Annotated in this window: 18 protein-coding genes; 5 read left to right on the top strand and 13 right to left on the bottom strand. The window is 62.5% G+C overall.

Annotation, left to right across the window (positions count from 1 at the left end; genetic code table 11):
* Positions 1-23: 23 nt before the first annotated feature.
* A complete protein-coding gene (locus OOJ09_RS12175) occupies positions 24-2348 on the top strand; it encodes an NADP-dependent malic enzyme (protein ID WP_269905449.1) in 2325 nt (774 codons plus the stop codon).
* 74 nt (positions 2349-2422) lie between these two features.
* Positions 2423-3637 (top strand): DUF2865 domain-containing protein, encoded by a 1215-nt coding sequence (locus OOJ09_RS12170; protein ID WP_269905448.1) that lies wholly within the window; start codon positions 2423-2425, stop codon positions 3635-3637.
* On the opposite strand, the gene gltX is transcribed toward OOJ09_RS12170, so the two are convergent.
* The 6 genes from gltX to OOJ09_RS12140 all read right to left on the bottom strand — a co-directional run bounded on the left by gltX (position 3555) and on the right by OOJ09_RS12140 (position 11908).
* Positions 3555-4928 (bottom strand): glutamate--tRNA ligase, encoded by a 1374-nt coding sequence (gene gltX / locus OOJ09_RS12165; RefSeq protein ID WP_269905447.1) that lies wholly within the window; start codon positions 4926-4928, stop codon positions 3555-3557. The genes OOJ09_RS12170 and gltX overlap by 83 nt on opposite strands.
* A 285-nt stretch (positions 4929-5213) precedes the next feature.
* The gene (locus OOJ09_RS12160) at positions 5214-6392 is read right to left on the bottom strand and encodes a hypothetical protein (RefSeq protein ID WP_269905446.1); all 1179 of its coding nucleotides are present in this window, start codon (positions 6390-6392) and stop codon (positions 5214-5216) included.
* Between the two features lie 363 nt (positions 6393-6755).
* Positions 6756-8561, bottom strand: a complete 1806-nt coding sequence (locus OOJ09_RS12155; RefSeq protein WP_269905445.1) for an ABC transporter ATP-binding protein — start codon at positions 8559-8561, stop codon at positions 6756-6758.
* A 391-nt stretch (positions 8562-8952) separates the two neighbouring features.
* Positions 8953-9363 carry a GNAT family N-acetyltransferase gene (locus OOJ09_RS12150; RefSeq protein WP_269905444.1) on the bottom strand — a complete coding sequence of 137 codons (411 nt, stop codon included), beginning with the start codon at positions 9361-9363 and terminating at the stop codon, positions 8953-8955.
* A 51-nt stretch (positions 9364-9414) separates the two neighbouring features.
* A complete protein-coding gene (locus tag OOJ09_RS12145; RefSeq protein ID WP_269905443.1) occupies positions 9415-11091 on the bottom strand; it encodes an NAD+ synthase in 1677 nt (558 codons plus the stop codon).
* A gap of 100 nt (positions 11092-11191) precedes the next feature.
* Positions 11192-11908 (bottom strand): DNA-3-methyladenine glycosylase I, encoded by a 717-nt coding sequence (locus OOJ09_RS12140; protein ID WP_269905442.1) that lies wholly within the window; start codon positions 11906-11908, stop codon positions 11192-11194.
* Between the two features lie 94 nt (positions 11909-12002).
* On the opposite strand from OOJ09_RS12140, the gene OOJ09_RS12135 reads away from it, so the two are divergent.
* On the top strand, positions 12003-12566 hold the full coding sequence (locus tag OOJ09_RS12135) for a DUF1003 domain-containing protein (RefSeq protein ID WP_269905441.1): 564 nt from the start codon (positions 12003-12005) through the stop codon (positions 12564-12566).
* Positions 12567-12621: 55 nt separating this feature from the next.
* Here the strand turns inward: OOJ09_RS12135 and OOJ09_RS12130 are convergent, their stop codons facing one another.
* Both OOJ09_RS12130 and OOJ09_RS12125 read right to left on the bottom strand, forming a co-directional pair.
* A complete protein-coding gene (locus OOJ09_RS12130) occupies positions 12622-13209 on the bottom strand; it encodes a hemerythrin domain-containing protein (protein ID WP_269905440.1) in 588 nt (195 codons plus the stop codon).
* A gap of 148 nt (positions 13210-13357) precedes the next feature.
* Positions 13358-14926, bottom strand: coding sequence for an alpha/beta hydrolase (locus OOJ09_RS12125; RefSeq protein WP_269905439.1), 1569 nt, complete (start codon positions 14924-14926; stop codon positions 13358-13360).
* 141 nt (positions 14927-15067) lie between these two features.
* Here OOJ09_RS12125 and mddA point away from each other — a divergent pair, with 141 nt between their 5' ends.
* Positions 15068-15826, top strand: coding sequence for a methanethiol S-methyltransferase (gene mddA / locus OOJ09_RS12120; protein WP_269905438.1), 759 nt, complete (start codon positions 15068-15070; stop codon positions 15824-15826).
* On the opposite strand, the gene OOJ09_RS12115 is transcribed toward mddA, so the two are convergent.
* Positions 15823-16182: a diacylglycerol kinase gene (locus OOJ09_RS12115; RefSeq protein WP_091575119.1), complete on the bottom strand. Its 360-nt coding sequence runs from the start codon at positions 16180-16182 to the stop codon at positions 15823-15825. The two genes, mddA and OOJ09_RS12115, sit on opposite strands and share 4 nt — an antisense overlap.
* Before the next feature lie 81 nt (positions 16183-16263).
* Positions 16264-16680, bottom strand: coding sequence for a GFA family protein (locus OOJ09_RS12110; RefSeq protein WP_269905437.1), 417 nt, complete (start codon positions 16678-16680; stop codon positions 16264-16266).
* A gap of 410 nt (positions 16681-17090) precedes the next feature.
* Here OOJ09_RS12110 and OOJ09_RS12105 point away from each other — a divergent pair, with 410 nt between their 5' ends.
* Positions 17091-18161, top strand: a complete 1071-nt coding sequence (locus OOJ09_RS12105; RefSeq protein WP_269905436.1) for a GGDEF domain-containing protein — start codon at positions 17091-17093, stop codon at positions 18159-18161.
* Positions 18162-18290: 129 nt separating this feature from the next.
* On the opposite strand, the gene OOJ09_RS12100 is transcribed toward OOJ09_RS12105, so the two are convergent.
* From OOJ09_RS12100 to OOJ09_RS12090, 3 genes are all read right to left on the bottom strand, one after another.
* Complete coding sequence (locus OOJ09_RS12100; RefSeq protein WP_269905649.1) at positions 18291-19664, bottom strand: class II 3-deoxy-7-phosphoheptulonate synthase; 1374 nt, start codon at positions 19662-19664, stop codon at positions 18291-18293.
* Positions 19665-19800: 136 nt separating this feature from the next.
* Complete coding sequence (locus OOJ09_RS12095; RefSeq protein ID WP_269905435.1) at positions 19801-20229, bottom strand: DUF3995 domain-containing protein; 429 nt, start codon at positions 20227-20229, stop codon at positions 19801-19803.
* A 2-nt stretch (positions 20230-20231) separates the two neighbouring features.
* On the bottom strand, positions 20232-20570 hold the full coding sequence (locus OOJ09_RS12090; protein WP_269905434.1) for a DUF962 domain-containing protein: 339 nt from the start codon (positions 20568-20570) through the stop codon (positions 20232-20234).
* Positions 20571-20676 lie beyond the last annotated feature (106 nt).

Here is a 20676-nt window from a genome sequence, read left to right as displayed (position 1 = left end):
GCAGATTTCGAGGGAGCGGCCGCATGGAAGGCGAGAACAAGAAAACGGCACGTTCGGATCTCGACGAAGCCGCCCTCTACTTCCACAAATATCCAAGTCCGGGAAAGCTCGAGATCCAGGCGACCAAGCCGCTCGGCAACCAGCGCGACCTCGCGCTCGCTTATTCGCCGGGCGTCGCCGCCCCTTGCCTCGAAATCCGCGACGATCCGGCGACCGCCGCCGACTATACGGCGCGCGCCAATCTGGTCGGCGTCGTCTCCAACGGATCGGCCGTGCTTGGCCTCGGCAATATCGGACCGCTTGCCTCCAAACCTGTCATGGAGGGCAAGGCTGTCCTGTTCAAGAAGTTCGCCGGCATTGATGTGTTCGACATCGAGATCGACGCGCCGGGCATCGAGCGCATGGTCGAGACGATATCGGCGCTGGAGCCGACCTTCGGCGGAATCAACCTCGAGGACATCAAGGCGCCCGAGTGCTTTGAGGTGGAAGAGCAGTTGAAAGCCCGCATGGGCATCCCGGTGTTCCACGACGACCAGCATGGCACCGCCATCATTGTCGCCGCCGCCGTGCTCAACGGACTGGAATTTGCCGGCAAGACCATTTCGGACATCAAGATCGTCACCTCGGGCGCCGGCGCGGCGGCCCTTGCCTGTCTCAATCTGCTGGTTTCTCTTGGCGCGCGGGTGGAGAACATCTGGGTCACCGACCGTTTCGGCGTCGCCTACAAGGGGCGAATCGACGAGATGGACCGCTGGAAAGACCCCTATGTGAAGGACACCGAGGCGCGCACGCTGGCCGATGTCATCCCCGGCGCCGACGTCTTCCTCGGCCTCTCGGCGGCAGGCGTGCTGAAGCCGGAACTGCTGCGGCACATGGCGCCAAAACCATTGATCCTGGCGCTGGCCAATCCCAACCCGGAGATCATGCCGGAGGTGGCAAGGGCCGCCCGGCCCGACGCGATGATTTGCACGGGGAGATCGGATTTTCCCAATCAGGTCAACAACGTACTGTGCTTTCCTTACATCTTCCGCGGTGCACTGGACTGCGGCGCGAGCGCCATCAATGAAGAGATGAAGATGGCAGCGGTGCGGGCGATCGCGGCGCTTGCCCGCGAGGAGCCCTCGGATGTCGCCGCGCGTGCCTATTCCGGCGAGACGCCGGTCTTCGGACCCGAGTTCCTGATCCCCTCGCCCTTCGATCCGCGCCTGATCCTGCGCATCGCCCCGGCCGTCGCCAAGGCAGCCTGCGACACTGGTGTCGCAACACGGCCGATCACCGATTTCGCCGCCTACATCGACAAGCTCAATCGCTTCGTCTTCCGTTCCGGACTGGTGATGAAGCCGGTGTTCTCGTCGGCCAAGGCGTCGAGCGCCAAGCGTGTCATCTATGCCGAGGGTGAGGACGAACGCGTGTTGCGCGCTGCCCAGGTGGTGCTCGAGGAAGGCATCGCCGAGCCGATCCTGATCGGCCGGCCGCATGTGGTCGAGGTCAGGCTGAAGCGCTACGGACTGCGCATCAAGCCCGGCGTCGATTTCGGCCTGATCAACCCGGAAGACGACCCGCGCTACCGCCATTATGTCGATCTGCTGATCGAGCTCGCAGGCCGGCGCGGCGTGACGACGGAGGCCGCGCGCACCATGGTGCGCACCGACAACACGGTCATCGCCGCACTCGCCCTGAAACGCGGCGACGCCGACGCCATGATCTGTGGCCTCGAGGGCCGCTTTGCCCGCCATCTGCGCAATGTCACCCTGATCATTGGCCAGCGTGCCGGCATCAGGGATCATGACCTGTCGACGCTGTCCATGCTGATCTCGCAGCGCGGCATCATCTTCCTCACCGACACCTATGTCTCGGTTGATCCGAAGGCGGAGGAGATCGCGGAGATGACCATTCTGGCGGCGGAGGAGATCAGGCGCTTCGGCATCGAGCCCAAGGCTGCCCTGCTGTCGTTCTCGGATTTCGGCTCGCGCGATGCGCCGAGCGCGCTGAAGATGCGGCAGGCGGCGGCGATCCTGGCGCGGATTGCGCCCGAGTTGCAGTGCGACGGCGAGATGCATGCCGACTCGGCCCTGTCGGAGCAGTTGCGCCAGCGTGTCTACCCGCACTCACGGCTGAAGGGCGAAGCCAACCTGTTGGTGTTCCCGAATCTCGACGCGGCCAACATCACGCTCACCGCGCTGCGCACGATGATGGATGCACTGCATGTCGGTCCGATCCTGCTCGGCACCGACAAGCCGGCACACATACTGACACCGTCGGTGACCTCGCGCGGCGTGGTCAACATGACAGCGCTGGCGATCGCCGAAGCCGCACAGCAGGCACAGGCGATCGCCAATCTGGGCTGAATGCCAATTTCGCGGTAAACTGCGGTTAACCGCGAACACGGTAGCCTTGCGGACGGTCAGGCGGAGTTGGGCGGATGACAAGCGGAGGGTGGAAGCAGGCGCATGCTGCCGTGCTGCTTGGCCTCTTGCTTTCTGGCGCCGCGGTCACCGAGCCACAGGCCGCTCCGAGGGTCTGCCGCCAGTTGGAGGCCGATCTTGCCGCGGCCTCGCGCGGTGGCGGTGGTGGCCCGGCCCTGATCCGGAAATACGACGCCGCCATCGCCAGGCAACGCGAGCAGATCTCGAAGGCCCGCAGCCAGTCCAGCAGCGCCGGCTGCGGCTTTTCGCTGTTCGGCCGCAACGTCAATCAATGTGCCGGGCTCAATGCCACCATCGAGCGCATGAATGCCAATCTCGATGCCCTGCAAAGCAAACGCGAGCGGCTGGCGGACGGCGGCGGCTCGCGTCGTGATCGCGGACGCATCCTGGCGGCGCTCGACGCCAATGGTTGCCGTGATGACGACAACACAATTGCCCCACGGCGCACGCCGCCGCAGGAAGCCAACCGCGAAGACGGCAACAGAAACCTGTTCGACCAGCTTTTCGGTGGCAATAGCCGGCAAATCGATTCGCTCGACACACTCGACCAGTCCGACGATCCCGGCGAGGAGCGCAACGTCCGAGTGCTCAACCAACCCGGCATACCAGACTTTCCGAGCGTCGGCGGCGAGTTCCATACCACTTGCGTGCGCACCTGCGACGGCTACTTCTTTCCGATGTCGAATGCCGCCTCGGTCAGCGATTTCGAACGCGACCAGAAGAATTGCGAATCGAGCTGCCCCGGCACCGAGATGCAGGTTTTCTATTCGCGCGGCATGGACGACGATTCGGCATCGATGACGTCATCGGTCACCGGCAGGCCTTACAGCGAATTGCCGACCGCCTATCTCTACAAGCAGTCCAACATATCGCGGCCGCCGGCCTGCGGCTGCAACGCGGCGCAGAATTTCCAGATCATCGGCGGCAATCCGCCATATCAGCAGCAGGCGCGGCCCGAGACCGAGGCGGCACCGCTCGTTCCGGTCCCGGTTTCCAAGCCCGATCCGGGCGCCGACCCGGAGACGCTGGCGAACATTGAAGGCGGACTTGACCGCGAAGCCATCAAGCGGCTTTCCGTCAAGCCGGTGACGTCGCCAGTGTCCGCCCTGCCGCCGGAGCAGCGCAAGGTCAGGGTCGTCGGGCCAGCGTTCCTTCCCGACCCATCAGCGGCAATAAATCTGCAAGCTCCGGCCCCGAAGGCAGTCCGGTAAGGGCGAGCCTGAGCGGCATGAACAACGCCTTGCCCTTGCGGCCGGTCGCTTCCCTGATCTTGCCCGTCCAGTCCTTCCAGATCGTCCCGCCCCAGGGCTCCTCCGGCAACAGGTCGAACGCCTGACCAAGAAAATCGCGGTCGTCATCGGAAAACTCCGGCTTCTCCTGCGGCCCCTCGCGCAGGATACGCCACCAGTTCACGGCATCGGCCAGCCTGTCGAGATTGCCACGCACCGTCAGCCAGAAAGCTTCGGCTTGCTCACCCGAGACGCCAAGCACGATCAGCCGGTCTCGCGCCTCGGAGAACGGCATATGATGCAACAGTGCCCGGTTGAGCACGAACAGTTCGTCCGGATCGAACTTGGCCGCAGATTTCGATGTCGCCGCCGGATCGAAGCGTTCGGCAAGCTCAGCCATCGTCGGCACCGCCGCGACATTCTCCGACGTGCCGACCAGCACGGCAAGCGAAGCAACGGCCATCGGCTCGATGCCGTCCTCGCGCAGGCTTTCGATCGACAGCGCGCCGGTGCGTTTCGACAGTCCCTCACCCGAGGCCGTGGTCAAGAGGTTGTGGTGGCCGAACACCGGCGGCTCGGCAGCCAGTGCCTTGAACAGGGCGATCTGCACGCCGGTGTTGGTGACGTGGTCGTCGCCGCGGATGACATGGCTGACGCCCATCTCGATGTCGTCGACGACGGAGGGCAGCGTATAGAGATAGGTGCCGTCCTCGCGCACCAGGACCGGATCGGACAGCGAGGCCAGATCAACGGTTTCCTCGCCGCGCACCAGATCGTTCCAGTGGACCTCGGTGCGCTCGGGTTGCTGCGGATCGCTCGAGAAATTGGGCAGCAGGAAGCGCCAGTGCGGCCGGCGGCCATCGGCCTGGTATTCGGCGACCTGCTCTCGCGTCAGCACCAAGGCCTCGCGGCCATAGACCGGCGGCAGGCCACGCGTGCGGCGCACCTTGCGCCTGAGATCGAGCTCCTCCGGCGTTTCGTAGCAGGCATAGAGAACGCCAGCCGCCTTCAGCCTCTCGACCGCCGCGTCATAGACCTCGAAGCGCCGTGACTGATATTCGGTGGCGTCCGGAAAAATACCCAGCCAATGCAGGTCGTAGAGGATGGCGTCGGAAAATTCCTGCTTCGACCGGGCAATGTCGGTGTCGTCGAAGCGCTGGATAAAGCGGCCCTTGTTGTTCAAGGCGAACAGCCAGTTGAACAGAGCGGTGCGCGCATTGCCGATATGGATGCGGCCTGTCGGCGACGGGGCGAAACGAACGGTGACTGTCATGAGCGGGGCGTACCGGATGCTTTTGTGATTGACAAGACGCGCCCCCGCGCTGTGCGGCAGACATAGAACATGGCGCGCGCAATGAAAAGACCGGGGGCGGCGTGCGCTTCGGGCGGCGCATAGGCGGCGGCCAGACCGGCGACGCCCCGCCATGACCGGGCGTAGCCAGCCGATGGAGCCGACACCGGTCGAGATAATGATGCCGTTCGACGACTGCCGCCCGGTCCGGTCGCCATAGGTCAACTCGCAAAGGGCTGGCGCCGACGAACAGGTCGTTGAAGGCGATCAGCGACCGAAGTCATCGGAACCGAGGCGGGTCCATCGGTCGCCCATCAATCCGCCGATAAAGATGTCGCCGGAGCGGACCGCTTCCGTGACCTCAGCGTTTCGCGAGTGGACCATCGTCCCCCCGGCATAGCGGAAGAAGAGGTTCTTGTAGCCGAAAAGTTGAGGCATGAACTTGCTCTGCGTCTGCCCGGTGATGCCCACGCAGCCCATATCCCAAGCGGCCGCGACAAGGCCATCCAACGTCGCGCCCCAATGAGATCCCGACGCCTGGATCTGCAACAGGCTCGCGATGTCGCCGGCTTGACCGTAGAAGGCATAACAACCGAGCATCTTGCCCGTTTCGTCGTAAGTCCCACCGAAATGAAGTGGGCCGTCCGCCCGCTTCTCGGCCGCCAGCGCGAGCAGCCGAGGCAGCTCGCCATCCTTCCAACTCGGCCGAAGAGAGTAATCGGACAGGAGGGTCGGCAGCCGCTCGGCAAATTGCGCGGCATCGATCGGCTCACGGTGGACCCGTTGCGACGATGAAAGCTGGACGGGGGGCTCGAACCTTCCTTTCGCAAGAGCATCGAATGCTCGCGCGCAGGGATCGAGTGCCAAGCGAGGCAGGCCGGGCCATTTACGGCGCAGTGCGGCGGCGGCCATCGCGGCCGGCCGGAAAATACAGGTCCATCCCAGACAATGCACCGGCAGGAGCTGATACTTCATCGGACGCGCGAAGGCCAAGGATATCCGGTTGGCCGAATCGGTGAGCTGCAGATCGAATTCGCCTTGATGCACGGCACGCAGCAATTGCGGTCCGGCCGAGCCGTGATCGGTGTCGGGGTCTGCCATGAGCGGACCGATGATGGCCGCATTCAATGCCGCTCCGTTGAGCTCGTAGCGGGCTTTCAGGACGCCGAGGAACCCACCCAGACGGCCCTGCCGGTTGATCTGGACAAGAGCGTTGCTCGCACCGGACTGGCCGGCAGGGTCGAGATAAATCTCTCTCATATACTCGGCCGTCTCCGCGATCGCGCGATCGAACAGGCGACGCCGCCGGCGAAACTTGGTCAGGAAGAGTGCGGCGACGCGCTCAAGATCCTCGGCACCGAGCGGGCGAACCGAGCCGCGCCGAGATTCCAGCACCGATGGCGCAGCCACCTTTTCCGGAGCGGCATTTGCGGAAACAAGATGCATCGTGAGCCTATGGAGGACGTCGGCCGAAGGGTGAAATCCTGCGCTGATCAATCGGATCCCAGGCTATCGTAGGCCGCCTCTGGGTTGTTTTTTGTAAATATAGACTCAACCAAAGGTAGAAACAACATATCTCGATCGGTATTATAAACAAAACGTCTCAAAACTCAGGATCCGGAAGGGACTTCACACGCGGATTTGCTCGGCCGGCATACGCTGCGTGACAGGATTTCGGACATCTCACGCCCGTCGATGCGCTCTCGCGACAGGTTTGGCTCCGCCCCGCGATTGTGCCCCGCGCCACCCTGCCCGGCTGATAGCGCCTGATAGAGGTGACCTCCGGCCAAAGCTGGAGGCCCCCCCGGGTCAGCTGACAAGTCCCTTGGTCAGCTCAAGCGCCTGGCGCTCGAACAGACGGCGGTAGATGCCGCCCTTCAGCCGGATCAGCTCGTCATGCGAGCCTTCCTCGACGATGTTGCCGCGATCGAAGACCAGCAGCCTGTCTAGCACCCGCACCGTCGACAGCCGGTGCGCGATGACCAGCGTGGTGCGGCCGACCATCAATCGTTCCATCGCCTGCTGGATCAGCACCTCCGATTCCGAATCGAGGCTCGATGTCGCCTCGTCGAGGATCAGGATGCGCGAATCGGCAAGGAAAGCGCGCGCGATCGCCACGCGCTGACGCTCGCCGCCCGACAGTTTCACGCCGCGTTCGCCGACCAGCGTGCCGTAACCCTTCGGCAGGCTGGTGATGAAATCATGCGCGCTCGCCAGCCTCGCGGCATGCTCGATCTCGGCCTGCGTTGCCATCGGTCGGGCATAGGCGATGTTTTCGGCCAGCGACCGATGGAACAGGATCGGTTCCTGCTGCACGATGGCGATCTGCCCGCGCAGAGATGCTTGCGCCACCAGCGAGATGTCCTGGCCATCGATCAGGATTTTTCCCGCGTTCACGTCGTAGAGCCGCTGGATGAGCTTGACGAAAGTCGTCTTGCCCGAACCCGAATGACCGACGAGCCCGACACGTTCACCCGGCGCGATATCGACCGAAAAGTCGCGATACAGCGGCGATCGGTGGTTGCCATAGTGAAAGGTCACGTTGTCAAAGCTGACGCGTCCCTGCGTGATCCGGATCGATTTTGCGCCGGGCCGGTCCTCGATGCCGAGCGGTTCGGACTGGAAATCGACCAGTTCCTCCATGTCGTTGATTGAACGCTGCAAATTGCGGATATGCGTGCCGATATCCCTGAGATAACCCTGCAGCACGAAAAACGAGGTCAGCACGAAGGCGACGTCGCCGGCGCTCGCCTGCCCCCACGACCACAGCATCAGCGCCAGGCCGATCACAGCGGCGCGCATGACCAGCAGCAGCGCCCCTTGCGTGGTGCCGTTGATGGTGCCGCGTACCCAGGTGCGCCGTGTGCGCGCACGCCATTTGGCGACGACCCTGGCGAGGCGGCGCTCCTCGCGCTCCTCGGCGCCAAAGCCCTTGACCACGGCGTTGCAGCTCACCGCGTCGGCCAGCGAACCGCCGAGGCGCGTGTCCCAGGTGTTGGCAAGCCTCGCCGCCGGCGCGACATAGCCAAGCGACAGCATCGCCGTCACCGTGATGAACAGCACGGAGCCTGCGGCAACGACCACGCCCATCAGCGGCCAGAACCAGCCGAGCAGCAGGGTGGAGCCGACGAGCATGACGACCGACGGCAAGAGCGCGATGAGGATGGTATCGTTGAGCAAGTCGAGCGCCCACATGCCGCGCGTCACCTTGCGCACGGTCGAGCCGGCAAAGCTGTTGGCGTGCCAGTCGGTGGAAAAGCGCTGCACGCGGTGGAAGGCATCGGCGGCGATGTCGGCCATCATCTTCAGCGTCAGCTCGACGATCCCCATGAAGGCCAGGTTGCGCAGCACGACGCCTGCAAGAGCCAGGGCGATCAACATCGAAAACGCCGTCATCGCGGCATTCCAGGCAATCGCGTCGGCGCCGGCACTGCTGGCCACGGCATCGACCAGCCGGCCGGAATAGAGCGGCGTCAAGACGTCGGCCAGCGTCGACAGCAGGAACCCGCCCATGATGAGCGAAAGCCGCCATGGCTGGCGCCGCCAATGGGTGAGCGTGAAGCCAAGAACGCTGCGAAAGGCGCTGGCGCGCAAATCGATTCTAAAACGAGCCATGATGTCATTCGGGCGCAAACGAGCCCGATCCCGGTAAGGTCGAAAATTGAAGAAGCCGCAAGGGGCCAACAATTGCCCGGAATGCGGAGTGGCATATTTGGCGTCGCGCCCAGAGTCGGGCGGCGACCGGCATCGGCAAAAGCCTGTCCTCGATCCAGCCTCGGCACGAAGGGCAGACCTTCGCCGAGCGCCCGATGAGACCTAGGCTTCGCGGCCTCGCATTACCATTTGAAATACTGCCATTCGGACCTCCCGCAGATCAATCGCGGAGAGGCCCTTATAGAGACGCCCTGGTGCATCGCCAAGACGAGCTCACACCAAAAGCGTATCTGATCCAACGACTGCGATTATTTTGCAACAACGGCTGATGTAAGCCATCACCGCGCGCGCTTCATTGCGGAACGCGATCGAGGCGCATGTATCGACCATCGGTCGATGCCCTGAAGCCCAGCTTCTCGTAAACACCGTGTGCGTCACTGGTCGACAGACTCCAGTGGAAAACAGTCCCGACATCCGGATGGTCGATAAGGGCCTGGACGAGGCGGCTACCTATGCCCTGCCCGCGATACCCGGGCCAGATGATGATATCGGCGAGATAAGCGAACACCGTGCGATCCGTGATCGCCCGGCCGAAGCCGACTTGCTTGCCCTCGCTGTAAGCGCCGACGCAAAGCGAATTGGCAAAGGCGCGGTGATGCATCTCGTCGCTGCGCCCGGCACCCCAATAGCTTGCCATCAACAGGTCGGATGTCGCCCGGAAATCGATCCGGGACATGTCGAAGCTGATTTCACAGTCAGGCATGGCTGCACTCGCCCTGCGGCATGGCGCGGACTTTCGCTCGGGAAACGGCGTCTAGCCGCGATCCCTGAACCGGTTGGTGATGGGGTAGCGGCGGTCGCGGCCGAAATTCTTCCTGGTGATCTTCACACCGGGTGCCGCCTGCCGGCGTTTGTATTCGGCGATGTAGAGCAGATGCTCGATGCGCGTCACCGTCGCCCGGTCATGGCCGCGGGCGACGATGTCGTCGACGCCCATCTCGTTCTCGACCAGGCATTCGAGGATATCGTCGAGCACCGGATAGGGCGGCAGCGAGTCCTGGTCGGTCTGGTTCTCGCGCAATTCCGCCGACGGCGCCTTGTCGATGATGTTCTTCGGGATCACCTCGCCGGAGGGCCCGAGCGCGCCCGGCGGCACGCGGCTGTTGCGCCAGCGCGACAGCGCATAGACCTGCATCTTGTAGAGGTCCTTGATCGGATTGAAGCCGCCATTCATGTCGCCATAGAGCGTGGCGTAGCCGACCGACATCTCGCTCTTGTTGCCCGTCGTGACGACCATCGAGCCGAATTTGTTGGAGATCGCCATCAGGATGGTGCCGCGTGCACGGCTTTGCAAATTCTCCTCGGTGATGCCTTCCTTGGTGCCTTCGAACATCTGTGTCAGCGCGTGCAGGAACCCTTCGACTGGCTCGAAGATTGGCACGATATCGTATCGGCAGCCGAGCGCGCGGGCGCAGTCCTCGGCATCCTTGAGCGAGTCCTTCGACGTATAGCGGTATGGCATCATCACCGCGCGCAAACGCTCCTCACCGAGCGCATCGACGGCAAGGGCCGCGCAGATCGCCGAATCGATGCCGCCGGACAGGCCGAGCACGACATTCTTGAAGCCGTTCTTATTGACGTAGTCGCGCAGGCCCAGCATGCAGGCGCGGTAGTCGGCCTCCTCCCTCTCCGGGATCTTCGACATCGGCCCTTGCGAGCAGACCCAATGATCGCCTTGCCTGTTCCAGGTGGTGACATCGACCGCGTCCTCGAACTGGCTCATCTGGAACGCCAGTGTCTTGTCCGCGCCGATGGCGAAGGATGCGCCATCGAAGATCAGCTCATCCTGGCCGCCGAGTTGGTTGGCATAGATGATCGGCAGCCCGCATTCGATGACCTGGCGGATGACGACCTGGTGGCGGACATCGATCTTGGCGCGGTAGTAAGGCGAGCCGTTTGGCACCAGCAGGATTTCCGCCCCGCTTTCCGCCAGTGTCTCGCAGATGCCGACATCGCCCCAGATGTCCTCGCAGATCGGAACTCCGATCCGCACGCCGCGGAAATTGACCGGTCCCTGGATCTCGGGCCCGGCCTGGAAGACCCGCTTTTCGTCGAACTCACCGTAGTTCGGCAGATCGAGCTTGTAGCGCTCGGCGATGATCTTGCCACCATCGGCAAAGACGATCGAATTGTGCGTGCCGCTCTTGCGCTTCAGTGGCGTGCCGATGATGACGCCCGGGCCGCCATCGGCTGTATCGGCGGCAAAGTCCTGTGCCGCTCGCTCGCAGGCTTTCAGGAAGGCCGGCTTCAGCACCAGATCCTCCGGCGGATAACCGGCGAGGAAAAGCTCGGTGTAGAGCACGAGGTCGGCACCCTGGCGGGCGGCGTCCGCCCTCGCCTCGCGTGCCTTGGCGAGATTGCCGGCGACGTCGCCGACGGTCGGATTGAGCTGGGCAACAGCGATGCGCAGGATATCGGGCTTCTTGGTCATGCCTGCGGGTTTAGCGCGGCGGAATTGGCCGGGCAATGGCGTTCGTTTGGACCACTCCAGACCGAACGACGGACGTCAATCGTGGCTGGACGGTCGGCGATCAATCATCGCCCATATATTCGCGCAACGACTGCGGCGAATTGTTCTCGCCGATCGACATCGCCAGGATACGCGAGATGTGCCGGCGCGGCAGGCCCGTCTCCGCGGCCCAGGTGTTGATCTGCACCTGGATCTTGTCGAGATCCTTCTTCGAGGTCGGGCTCTCGGCGATGTCGAGGCCCGCGTCGCGTAGCGCCGCCGCCAAATCGCCTGAAATCACAAAGGCGTCCCAGCCCAGCCAGCGCAGAAGATACTGCCCGGTGTTGCCGCCGAGCCGGCTGCCATGCTTGCCAAGATAGGCCATCAGCCCGACCTGATCGCCGGCCGGCCAGTTGGCAAGGAATTTGCCGAAGCCGCCATGCTCCTTCGATACGCGCTCGACAAAGGCGGCGTTGTCACGCACGGACTTGATCTTCTGCGGATTGCGAACGATGCGCTTGTCAGCCGTCAGATCGTGCCAGAAATCATCAGGCTGGAACAAAAGGCGCTTCGGTTCGAAGTGGAGAAAAGCCTCCTCGAAGCCCGGCCATTTCTGTTCGATGACGCGCCAGACGAAACCGGCGGCAAAGACGCGCTCGGCCATCGTCGACAAAATGCGATCGTCCGTGATGTCGGCCACGGCGGCATTGTCGGGCACAGGCCCCAACAACGACGAAAGCTCCGCCTCGCCGCCCTTGCGTTTGGCCGCACGCGCGCGGATTCTGGCGAAATCTGGCATTCTGCTCCCATCTCCATGTCGTGCTTTTGACGACCCGGCATCTTCCTATATGGAAACCAGGCTGCCAAGCCGATGCTTTTCTACGGAGACATCCATGAACAAGACCGTGCCGGAACTGGCCAACCGCTGGCTGAGGCGAAATCCGGAGAACCTGAGCGAGCTTGAAAGGCGGGTGCTGCAGAGTACCGTCGACCGCAAGCCCATATCTCGGGACATCAACAACAGCCTTGCCGGCATTCAGGATGCAGGCGACCGTGTCGCCGACGCCATCGCCCGTATCGGCGGCTCGTGGGCGTTCATCCTGTCCTTCATCGCTTTCCTGATCCTCTGGATCGGTGCCAATTGGTGGCTGCTGGGGCGAGATTCGTTCGACCCCTACCCCTTCATCTTCCTCAATCTCGTCCTCTCGATGATCGCTGCCTTGCAAGCGCCGGTGATCATGATGTCGCAGAACCGTCAGGCCGCGCGCGACCGCATCGACGCCGCCCATGATTACGAGGTCAATCTCAAGGCCGAAATCGAGATCATGGCGCTGCACGAAAAGCTGGACGAGTTGCGCCACAGCCAGATCATCGGCATGCGCGATGAGATCGCGCGGATGGCCGAGCGGCTGAAGTGGATCGACGAACGGCTCACTCCCCAGACCCAGCCCTCATGACGGACGCGATCCATCATCGCGTCGAACAGTGTGGCGCGCCAGGGAGAGTTGATCGTCAGTCTATGCCAAGCGCCCGATCGCCCCGGTCGAGGATCAGCGGGATGATCAGGTCTTCCTCGTCGGCAAGATGCCGGGTCAGCATGGCGATCAGCCGGCCGTTTTCGTCGGCATACGCGTCGGCGGCGAAACGCTGTCTGTCCTCGCTCTCCTGAAGCGTCTTGATAAAGGCGTTGGCTGCCTCGGCATTGCGCTCCAGCCCCTCGTGGATGGTGTGATGATCGGCATCGAGAATCTCGAAACCGCGCTTCAGGCGCGTCTCCGCTTGGGCGAAGACCGGAAAATAGTGATGATCCTCGACATTGTGGTGACCGTCGAGATGGCCGAGAAAATGATTGAGGCGCGGCGCGAACCAGCGCGCGAAGTCGGCCGCCGTCAGTCTGCCCTCGCGATAGTCGCCAATGCCGTTGGTCAGCATGCCGCCGAGTTCGCGGAACATGTCGTGCCGCTGCAGCCACATAGTGGCGACGCCATGGATGTTGGCATGGCCCTGCCAGTTTTCACGCGGGTATTTTTCGGCCAGCCAGCGCAGATCGTCCGGCAGCCGCGCCCGCTCAAGCAACAGAAAATTGGCGGCCTCGCTCATGACGGTCTCCTTTGGTGACCACCATGTAGGGATCGAAAGGCCGGAGGGCTATAGCAGACATAATTCTCATCATCGCCTGAGACGCCGCGTCGTGACGCCCGGCCGGTAGCCGGTGCTCCAGATGGATGCTTGAGCCGCTGAGCCGGCCTTACCGCGTTCGCCTCCTGTCGCGCGGCAGAGCGCTAACGAACCGCTTGATTGCCTCGAGCACCGGTTGCTGAGCGCCCGCAAAGAACCAATGATCATTACCGTCGAGTTCAACGAATTGAGCGCCAGCGATTTGGCTTGCCATATCGCGGCCCGCCGCAATACGCACGGCCCGGTCATCCCGCCGGTGCAGCACCAGCGTGGGCACGGAAACCCGTGGCAGGAGGTGTCTCACGTCGGTGTCGCGCAACGCCTTGAGCACGGCCCAAATGCCGCCGGGACTGGAGGCCGCGCGCAACAGCCCGGCCCACCAGGCCCGCGCTTGGGGATCACGGGAAAGGCTCGGCCCGAAGGTTTCGATCCCGGCAGGGCCGCCCCATTCGCTGACGAGCTGCTGGCGCCAAGCGTCATATTGGCTTGCCCGCAACGCGTACGGAAAGTCCGGCGCCCAGCAGCCCTTGGCCAATGAGCCGAACAGAATGAGGCCAGCCACCATGTGGGATTCATCGGCCGCGAACTTGATGCATGCCGGCCCACATTCAGACGCCCCGAACAGGACGACCCGACGCGTGCGCGCCGCCCGCAGGACGGTGCCGATATCCTCGGCCGTGACTTCGACGCTCGGGGCCAATCCGACCCGGTCCGACAGCCCGATCCCCCGGCGATCGAACAAGATCAGCCGCCCAAGCGTCATCAATGAAAGCAGAAATGCCCGGCACGAGGGATGCTCCCAAAGCCGTTCGACGTGCGACACGAAGCCGGGCATGATCAGGATATCCAGCTCGCCGCTTCCGTATGTCTGATACGCCAGGTGTACGCCGGCGCCCTTTACATAAAGCGTTGTCGGTACAGCATGGGCCAGTGGCGCCGTGGTGGGCTCCAGGAGCGCTTCGGTTGCGGCTTCGGGCGCAATCCCAAGCTCGTCACGCAGCCGCTGTCTCAGTGCCGCGTGGTGTCGTTCCGCCGAACTTCGATCGCCGGCAAGCAGCAGGCTGCGGATCAAATGCCGGCCATACACCTCGCTCAGCGGATCAAGCTCAACAAGGCGTCCCGCGTACGCTGCAGCGGCAAAATGTTCGCCTGCGGCATTCTTGTCGTGCACGAGGCGTTCAAGTCCATGCATCAGCCGCCCCCTGAGCGCCTCGCGGCGATAGAACGCCCAATCGTCGAACTCGGGACAATCGTGCAGAGAGAAGCCCGCGAGGAAATCACCCCGATAGCGCAGGCAGGCTTCCTCGAAAGCGCCTCCGTCACAGGCGCTCTCGAACAGATGCGAGTCAACTTTCAGTTCGACCGCGGGAGACCACCGCACGCTGGTGCGGTCGGTCTCGAAAACATGCTGGCCGAGCACAAGCTCGATACGATGAAGCATGCGCCGCAATCGCGCGCGGGCGGTCTCGAGGGGGCTTTCGGGCCACAGCAGCGTGGCCATGACCTCTCGTGCAACAGCGCCCCGGGCCTCCGCGAGATAGATCAGCAGTGCAAGACCCTTGCGCAGGTTCAACTTGATCGGGCGGTCGTCACCGTGGATCTCCGGGAACCCGAATGTCTGAAGCGAGAACCCTGTCATGAAATCTCCCGTTGCCTGTCGGCGCCCCAGGAGACGCGCGGGGGACGGTCCATGGATAACAGTCAGGCCTGATCGAGCCCGTTCGCTGTCGCAGGCTCTTGCATGCGGCACCGCTGCCGCAGGCACAATAGGGAAACAGTCATGTTCGCACGCCTCCTGATCCTGTTCTACGCCATCCTGAGCTATGCCGCATTCCTTGTTTCATTTCTCTACGCGCTCGGTTTCGTCGGCAATTATCTCGTACCCAAATCGATCGACGTCGGCGGCCCGGCGAATGTGAGCGAGGCCATCGTCGTCGACCTGCTGCTGCTCGGCCTATTTGCAGTTCAGCACAGCATTATGGCGCGCCCGGCCTTCAAACGATGGTCGGCCACGATCCTTCCGGTGGCCTGCCAGCGCAGCACCTACGTGCTGCTCTCCAGCCTGATCCTCCTGCTGCTGTTCTGGCAGTGGCGGCCGATCCCGATACAGATCTGGCAGGTCGACGGAATTGCGGCCTGGTTCCTGATCGGCGTCTACTGGCTCGGCTGGTCGATCGTGCTGGCCTCGACCTTCATGATCGATCATTTCGATCTATCCGGCCTGCGCCAGGCTTTCTTCGCGCTGCGCGGGGCCGAGATCCCCGGTCAATCGTTCAAGACGCCGCTGCTCTACAAGATCGTGCGGCATCCGCTCATGCTGGGCTTTCTGCTCGCGTTCTGGGCCGCGCCCGGGATGACCGCCGGCCATTTGCTGTTCGCGATACTGACCACAGCCTACATCCTGGTCGGGCTGCAATTCGAGGAACGGGATCTGATCGCTGAGTTCGGCACGACCTACCTGCGTTATCGCCGGCACGTTCCCATGCTTGTCCCGCTCCCGGGTCGCAAGTTCGCCGATCCGAAGGACGCCGACGTCTAGATCGGTAGGCCCATGATCCGCTCGATGATGGCGATGCCCCAGACGCCGGCAACGATCAGCACCGAAATCAGCACCGCCAGCGAACCGCAGTCCTTGGCCAGCTGGATGTCGACATTGAACTCGCGGCTGAAGGCGTCGCAGGCCGCTTCGATGCCTGTGTTCAGCACCTCGACCATGATCAGCAGCAGCACCGCCCCGATGAGCAGGGCATAGCCGCGCCACGAGATCGAAACAAACCAGCCGAGCGGCAAGGCGAGCGCAAGCAGCATCAGTTCCTGCTGAAAAGCCTTCTCGCTGACCGCCAGCTTGCGAAACGCCCGCACCGAATTGAAAAAAGCGTCGATCAGCCGCTGCATGCCAAACCCCTTTCCGAATCACCGGCACGGGATAATGCAATGGCTGGCCAGATCAATGGAATAAGGCGACTTGTCCAAGATTCATTCGGCGACCGGTATGGCAGGCGTCGACTTTTCAAACTGCGGCAGCCCGTCATCGATCGAATAATAGTCGCCCTTGTCGCCGACGAAGATATGGCATTCGCCCTGGAGGTCTGTCGGCCTGTCGAACGATCCAGCCATGATCGAAATGTAGTCCTGGTCGCGCGGCTTCCAGAACAGCAGCGATCCGCATGCCTTGCAAAAACCGCGCCTGGCGAAGACAGACGCCTCGTACCAGGTGATGCTCTCCGCACCTTCGACCACGATGTTGGCGTCGGCAACGTTGGTCGCGGCATAGAAGTGTCCGCTCTGCTTCCTGCACTGCGAGCAATGGCAATAGACGACGCCGCGCAGCGCTCCGCGCGTACTGAAGCGAACCGCTCCGCACAGACACGATCCCCGGTGACTGTCACTCACTTCGAGCCCTCCTTGAAGAAACTCTGCCTGGCATCGGCATCGGCGCCAGGATTCCAGCTTTACGGCCGCCACACGCAAGCAAATGCGACATGCAATGGTATCGCGAATCCGAAATTCGGTTCAATGTTGGAACAGCTTCGAATTCAAGGCCACCAAGCTGGCGTCGTCTCGGACTGTTGATGCTCAAATTAGAGCTTCTACAGCCCCAGGTAGAGAAAAACCGGCGCAATCCCCGCGAATTAAGGAAACTTTAGCGCTGCCGCATTTATGGTCGCGGCAAGTGAAGGTCGTGGGTGGGACGCGTCTCTTCGCAAATTGTTCTGGACTGTCGGGCAGCGTTCCCCTGGTCGGCGACAATTGGAACCCGCGGAAATTTCACGGTGGGCTCCGAGGGGAAGAGTGAATCGAAGATGCAGCCGGCAGCAATCCAGACCGAACGAAGCACCGACATCGCAGCCACGGTTGTCGCCACGATGCGCCAGCTGGGCGTCCTCGGACTGCCGCGCAACTATGAGATCTTCTACGAAGCGCTGAGCGGCATCAATCGCGAGCTTAGCCTCGCCGTCGTTTCGCTGAGCAACCGGCCGACACAGGACGAGCTTGACCAGATCGGGCGCACCTTCTTTGCACATAACCATGGGCCCAGCATCGTCGAGCATGCGCGAGACGTCATCGCCAAGGAGCTCGAGGACGTCGCGCTACTGCTGAGAAGCGAACGCAGCCACATCGAGAAATATGGCAGGATTCTCGATGAAACATCGAGCGGATTGAGCAGCCGCAGCCTTCTCTCCCAGGATCTTCTGCACAAGATCGCCAACGCCATGGCAATTGCCACCAATTCGACGATCGACCACGGCAGGCAGGTCGCCTCGACGCTCAGCGACAAGACCGCCGAGCTTGAGAGCGTCAAGTCGAAGCTTGAGGAATACAAGCGGCTGGCCGATACCGATCCCTTGACCCACATCTGGAATCGCCGCGCTTTCGACAAGGAGATCACCAGGATCTACAACAGCAACAAGGGCATCCTGTTCAACGCGTTGATCCTTGCCGACATCGATCGTTTCAAGGACATCAACGATCGCTATGGCCACCCGGTTGGCGACAAGATCATCCAGATCATCGCCGACATTCTCCAGACCAGCATCCGCGGCGACATGTTCGTCGCCCGCACCGGCGGCGAGGAGTTCGCGCTGATCATCGAGGGCGCCAGCGAGGACGCCACCTGCGAGATCGCTGAGCGCATTCGCGCGCTGATCGAACAGACGCCGTTCACCAGCAGCCAGACCGGCACGAACTACGGCACCGTCACTGTCTCGATGGGTATCTGCATGGCATCCGAAGCCGATGGGCCCGAAGACCTCTATACCAAGGCCGACCGGGCGCTTTATCGCTCCAAGGTCAGCGGCCGCAACCGCGTCACCAGGCACTCGACGATGGCCAGCCGTGCTGGCAAGAGCTGGCTGCTCTACAAGAAGGACTGATATTATCGGTCTTTGCCGATCCCCGTCCCGTCGGCGCGCGCCGGGAGCGCGGGTGCTGAGCTGAAAACAGAAAAGGCGCCGGATTTCTCGGGCGCCTCTTTCATGGGTTCATTCGGATCGCGGCGAAGATCAGCCGTTGACGGCCTGCTTGTGCTGGACTGGATGGCTCTTCTTGAGCAGGTCCGAAACCAGGAAGGCCAGTTCGATCGCCTGATCGGCATTGAGGCGCGGGTCGCAATGCGTGTGGTAGCGATCCTGCAGCTCCTCGGCCGTGATGGCGCGCGCGCCACCGGTGCATTCGGTGACATTCTTGCCGGTCATCTCGACGTGGATGCCGCCCGGATGGGTGCCTTCGGCGCGATGCACCTCGAAGAAGGTCTGCACCTCCTTCAGGATGCGGTCGAACGGCCGCGTCTTGTAGCCGGCGGCCTCGATGGTGTTGCCATGCATCGGGTCCGACGACCAGACAACGCTGCGCCCTTCCTTCTTCACCGCGCGCACCAGCTTCGGCAGATAGTCGGCGACCTTGTCGGAACCGAAGCGCGCGATCAGCGTCAGCCGACCGGGTTCGTTCTCCGGATTGAGCAGGTCGATCAGTTCCAGCAAGCCGTCCGGCGTCAGCGACGGACCGCATTTCAGGCCAAGCGGATTCTTGATGCCGCGGCAGTATTCGACATGGGCATGGTCGGGCTGGCGCGTGCGGTCGCCGATCCAGATCATGTGGCCTGATGTCGCGTACCAATCGCCGGAGGTCGAATCGACGCGGGTCAGCGCCTCCTCATAGCCGAGCAGCAGCGCCTCGTGGCTGGTGTAGAAATCGGTCTCGCGCAGCGCGTAATTGGTTTCCGAGGTGATGCCGACGGCCGTCATGAAGTCCATCGTCTCGGTGATGCGGTTGGCGAGCGACTCGTATTTCTCGCCCTGCGGACTGTCGGACACGAAGCCGAGCATCCAGCGATGCACATTCTCCAGGCTGGCATAACCACCCTGAGCGAAGGCGCGCAAAAGGTTGAGCGTCGCCGCCGACTGGCGGTAGGCCATCTCCTGCCGTGCAGGATCGGGAATGCGCGACTTGGCGTCGAATTCGATGCCGTTGATGATGTCGCCGCGATAGCTGGGCAGCGTCACACCGCTCTTGGTTTCGTTGTCGGACGAGCGCGGCTTGGCGAACTGGCCGGCAACGCGGCCAACCTTCACCACCGGCTGTGCGCCGGCAAAGGTCAGCACGACCGACATCTGCAGGAACACGCGGAAGAAGTCGCGGATGTTGTCCGCGCCGTGTTCTGCAAAACTCTCGGCGCAATCGCCACCCTGGAGAAGGAAGGCGTCGCCGGCGGCGACAGCCGCGAGCTGCTTCTTCAGCTTGCGCGCCTCACCTGCAAAAACCAGCGGTGGAAACGTCGCCAGCTGGGCTTCCGTGTTCTTCAGCGCGGCAAGATCCGGATAGGCAGGAACCTGCTTGATCGGCTTTGCTCTCCACGAATTCGGCGACCATTTCGTCATCGCTGCACCCAACGCTCTTTCCAGCGGCCTATACTCCGCCATTCCCGGCCCCATACGGGGGATCGCGGCTCCATACACGAAGCCGATTTCCTATTCTAGACCGGAATTCAAGCGCTGGCGAATGATGGTCGGCAGGTCATTGCAAGTGGTCGGTCAGCCCCAGATAGAAAAAGCCTATCCCCAAAACCAGGCACAAAGGGCTGAAAAGCAAAGTGTCATAGCTGGCGAAGCGCGTTGTCCTGACCTTTTTGAACAAACCGACATATCTCGACCAACTCAGCGCTCGCGCGCTGAAGACGACCGCCCAAAAGAGCATGGCTGCCTTCAGCCATTCTTGCGGCACCGGCAAACGGATCACGCCGACGAGGCCAAGAATGAGCAGCAGCACCAGCGCCAGTATCAGCCCCACAATTGTGGCGCCGAAGGCCGTTGCCTTCATGGCCGTGCTGCCATCTTCGCGCTGCGGGAGCGAAACGCCAACGCCGATGTGACCGCCGAGACCCCAATAGAGATGAAAGCCGGCTGCGAACAGCAGAATGGCCGAGCAGAGAGCGACGACCGCCATTGTCATGCTTGTCGGGCGGCCTCGTTCACTCGCCTAAGGTGGCGGCCAAGGCCTCCAGTCAGGTCGAGTGCAAGCATACGGAGCAGCGCGATGGCGCTCCACAGAGGGCGATCCGCGAAAGGCTTGTTGCTGTTGTGCTCGAGCAAAGGATGGGTAAGCAGAGCAGCAAGATAGAAGATGGGAATGATGACGAGGAAGGCCCACCAGACGACAAGAAATGACGCCGCGACGCCGGCGATCGGCGCGAAGAACAGGCCGAGGTAGTGGATAAGCCGGGTCGAAGGTTTCGAATGACCAGCGAGATAGCCGAGCCAGTATTCATCGAAGGTTGGCGGGTTCATGGATTTCCCCCTTCAGCGATGAGTTGCAAGACCATCTGAACCCCTGAGCAAAGATACTTCAATGGCTCCATTCGTCGCACATCGCCCCCCACAGATACCGCCTGAT

This window comes from Mesorhizobium qingshengii, from assembly GCF_027563465.1.
Lineage (GTDB): Bacteria > Pseudomonadota > Alphaproteobacteria > Rhizobiales > Rhizobiaceae > Mesorhizobium > Mesorhizobium qingshengii_A.
This window is presented reverse-complemented; position numbering and strand designations above follow the sequence as displayed.